Below are 3,452 nucleotides of genomic sequence, written 5' to 3'. Positions count from 1 at the left end.
GCAGACCCGCTGTTCGGCGAAGAGCCCGAGATACTCGGCCTCCTCCTCCTGGCTCTGGCCGCTGTTGCAGACCATCACGCCGAGTCCGGCCTCCCGGGCCGTCCGCTCGGCGCCGCGGGCGATGTCCACGAAGAACGGGTTGCCCATGTCCAGCACGAGCAGGGCCATGATGCGGCTGCGGCCCGCCCTGAGCTGCCTGGCCGACTCGCTGCGCACATATCCGAGTTCCTCGATCGCCGCCAGCACACGGGCCCGGGTGTCGGGGAGCACCGCCTCGGGGCGGTTGATCACGTTGGAGACCGTGCCCACCGAGACCCCTGCCTGCCGGGCCACGTCCTTGATGCCTGCCACACGCCCCACTTGCCCTGCCCCACTGATGCCTTCGGCCGCCGCGTCCCGGCGCCCGGTCCCTGGTCCGCGGACGTACCGGGTGGCCCGTCGCGTCACCGTCCGGGCCGCGCCCGCTGCTTTGAATTGTTTCAATCCGCTCGGACGCTAACCGCACTCCCGGCATACCGTCAAGATCGAAGCGGCGCAACCTGAATATACCGAGGCGTGAGACAGCCCCGGACGCTTCGACGCCCGCAGAAGGTGGTGAATCGATTCACATCCTGGTCGGCCTTCAGATCCCGTGCTTCTTCAGGATGGCCTCGATGTCACTGAAGTCGTCGCCGGGCGCGGCGGCCTGCTGCGGCTTCTCCTTCGGCCCCTCCTGCGCCTGCGGGGCCCTCCCGGCCCCGGGTGTCAGCGAGGGTGACGAGGCGCCCGGCGCGACCGCCGCCCCCCGCTCGGCGGCCCGTGCGGCCCTGCGCTCCTTGCGGGTCGAGCCGCTGCGGCGCTCCACGGCGCGCGTGGTCATGAAGAGCAGCCAGGCCACGGCCAGCAGCCCGAAGCCGATCCACACGCTCGGCTTGAAGGCGATACCGGACGCCCACTCGACGACTCCCGTCATCACCAGGCCGACGGGCACCAGGGCGTACGCGGCGATCCGGGCCGCCGTGAGGAACCTCTTCCGGTACGCGGTGATCGCGGCGATGCCCAGACCGGCCGCCGACACCGCGGAACAGATCGTCTCGGCAAGCATCGGGGCCTCCAGCAATCGGGATACGTCCCTTCCATCCTGCACCGCCCACTGCCGCAGGGGCCACGGCGCGGATCCACATCAGGGACATTTCAGGGCCGTCGTCATCCCCAGGTCCGAGTCGCCCCCAGGCCCGGTCGGGAAGCACCGGCCGCCCCTGGGAGACTGATCGCATGAGCGATTCCTCCTCCGCGGCGCCGGTCGTCCTCGACCTCTGGTGCGAGCTCGAGTGCCCCGACTGCCGTCTGGCCCTTTCCGACGTCCACGCCCTGCGCGCCCGCTACGGCGACCGGCTGGAGATCCGGCTGCGCCACTTCCCGCTGGAGAAGCACAAGCACGCGTACGCGGCGGCGCAGGCCGCCGAGGAGGCGTTCGTCCAGGGCCAGGGATGGCCGTACATCGAGGCCGTGCTCGCCCGTACCGCAGATCTCGCCCGCGCGGGCGAGCCCCTGCTGCTGGAGGTGGCCGGCGAACTGGGGCTGGACGCCGAGGAGTTCGACACGGCGCTGATCGACGGCCGGCATCTGCTGATCGTGGACGCGGACCAGGCCGAGGGGAAGGCGATCGGCGTCACCGGGACTCCGACGTATGTGATCGGCGACGAGCGGCTGGACGGCGGGAAGAGCCAGGAAGGGATGCGCGCGCGCATCGAGGAGATCACCGACCGCCTGCTCGCCGGCCGGAGCTGACCGCCGGGCGTCCCGTCCGGTTACAGGGCCTTGGCGAGGTTGTACTGCGTCACCTCGTAGCCGAGCGACTCGTACAGTCGCAGCGCGGGTGTGTTGGAGGCGAAGACGTGCAGGCCGAGCAGGCCGAGGCCGGCGTCGCGCGTGATGTCCTCCGCGAGGTGCATCAGCGCCCGGCCGTGGCCGTGCCCCCGGTGTTCCTCACGCACCTCGATGTCGAACACGTAACCGAGGTCGTCGCCGTCCGGCGTCTCGCGCCGGGCCACCCAGACGTAGCCGAGGACGGCTCCGTCGCGGACGAGGACGTGGAAGTACATGCCGGGGGTGGCCAGGCCGTCCGGCAGGTACATGGAGTGGTCCCCCTCGGCCTTGCGCCGGGCCTGTTCCTCCGGCACACCGCGCTCCACCCATTCCTGTACGTACGTTCCGACGCTGGTGGCCGCCCACGCGGCGTACTCCTGCTCGGTCATGGGACGTCCGGTGACCCCGGCGGGCAGTGCGGGGGCGGTCCGCCGGAGGGGCTTCAGCATGTTCCGGCTGCGCTCGGTGTAGCCGAGCACGGCTGCCAGGGACCGGGCGGCTTCCTCGCCCGCGGGGACCACCATGCTGACCCGCGTGCAGCCCCAGCCGCGCAGCACCTCCTCCGCGGCGAGGGCCGCGATGGTCCCCCGGCCGCGCCTGCGGTGCTCCTCCTCGATGCGGAGCGACCGGAGCACGCCCGCCGAGGGACCGAACGCCGGGTCGGTGGAGATGGCGACGGCGCCCACGGGCCGCCCGTTGTCGCACACGTCGTACGTGCGTGCCCGCGCGCCGTCGGCGCCTTGCTGGACCGGCCCGGCCGGCCGGATGGTGGTGGTCATCAGGGAGTTCTATCCGCTTGACGGCGGCCCGTCACCCTCTTTACGGATTCCGGATCTCCGGCTCGCGGGATCCCCGGCTCACGGGATCCCCGGCTCACGGAATCTCCGGCTCAGGGATCGAGGTCGTCCGCCGCGCGCTCGTCGAAGACCCGCATGGCCTTGGCCGTCACGGGTCCGGGGGCACCGGGCAGCTCCCGTCCGTCGACCCGGTGGACGGCCTGGATGTCGCGGAGTGTGGAGGTCAGGAAGATTTCGTCGGCCCGCTCGATCACGTCCAGCGGAAGGTCGGTCTCCTGCGCGCCCGTCCACTCCACGGCCAGGGCACGGGTGATTCCGGCGAGGCACCCCGAGGTGAGGGGAGGCGTGTGGATGCGGCCGCCGAGGACGACGAAGACGTTGGAGCCGGTCCCTTCGCAGAGCTGTCCGACCGTGTTGGGGAAGAGGGCCTCCGAGGCGCCCTGCTCGTGGGCGCGCGCGAGAGCCACGACGTTCTCGGCGTACGAGGTGGTCTTGAGACCCGCCACCGCGCCGCGTTCGTTGCGCGTCCAGGGGACGGTGACCACGGCGGTGCTGTCCGGGCGGCGTGCCGCCTCGCCGAGGGCGACGACCAGGCTGGGCCCGGCGTCGCCGCGGTCGGAGCCGAGGGGCGAGAGGCCGCCGGTGCAGGTGATCCGCAGCCGGCCGAGTTCCATGGGATTGGCCTCGATGACGGCCGCCACCGCGCGGCGGACCTCGCCGTGATCGGGGCCGGCCAGGCCCAGACCCCTGGCCGAGCGGGTCAGCCGGTCGAGATGCCGGGTGAGGGCGAAGGGGCGGCCCCCGGCG

5 protein-coding genes are annotated in these 3,452 nt (G+C 72.1%); 1 reads left to right on the top strand and 4 read right to left on the bottom strand.

What is annotated here, in order from left to right; translation table 11 throughout:
- Positions 1–360: LacI family DNA-binding transcriptional regulator (locus tag VN520_RS26910; RefSeq protein ID WP_325749541.1), on the bottom strand; the 360-nt coding region annotated here is incomplete at its 3' end.
- Between the two features lie 262 nt (positions 361–622).
- Complete coding sequence (locus VN520_RS26905) at positions 623–1,084, bottom strand: hypothetical protein (RefSeq protein WP_325749540.1); 462 nt, start codon at positions 1,082–1,084, stop codon at positions 623–625.
- Between the two features lie 170 nt (positions 1,085–1,254).
- Here VN520_RS26905 and VN520_RS26900 point away from each other — a divergent pair, with 170 nt between their 5' ends.
- Positions 1,255–1,770 carry a DsbA family protein gene (locus VN520_RS26900; RefSeq protein WP_325749539.1) on the top strand — a complete coding sequence of 172 codons (516 nt, stop codon included), beginning with the start codon at positions 1,255–1,257 and terminating at the stop codon, positions 1,768–1,770.
- Positions 1,771–1,790: 20 nt separating this feature from the next.
- On the opposite strand, the gene VN520_RS26895 is transcribed toward VN520_RS26900, so the two are convergent.
- Positions 1,791–2,627, bottom strand: coding sequence for a GNAT family N-acetyltransferase (locus VN520_RS26895; protein ID WP_325749538.1), 837 nt, complete (start codon positions 2,625–2,627; stop codon positions 1,791–1,793).
- 110 nt (positions 2,628–2,737) lie between these two features.
- Positions 2,738–3,452, bottom strand: a 715-nt coding sequence (locus VN520_RS26890; RefSeq protein ID WP_325749537.1) for an aminotransferase class IV, incomplete at its 5' end; no start/stop codon positions are given.

Origin of the sequence: Streptomyces sp., from assembly GCF_035563135.1 — a bacterium.
Taxonomy (GTDB): Bacteria; Actinomycetota; Actinomycetes; order Streptomycetales; family Streptomycetaceae; genus Streptomyces.
This window is presented reverse-complemented; position numbering and strand designations above follow the sequence as displayed.

Bases quoted from the DNA above. Each gene is read 5' to 3' on its own strand.
- VN520_RS26905 (WP_325749540.1), bottom strand. From the start codon at position 1,084: ATGCTTGCCGAGACGATCTGTTCCGCGGTGTCGGCGGCCGGTCTGGGC.
- VN520_RS26900 (WP_325749539.1), top strand. From the start codon at position 1,255: ATGAGCGATTCCTCCTCCGCGGCGCCGGTCGTCCTCGACCTCTGGTGC.
- VN520_RS26895 (WP_325749538.1), bottom strand. From the start codon at position 2,627: ATGACCACCACCATCCGGCCGGCCGGGCCGGTCCAGCAAGGCGCCGAC.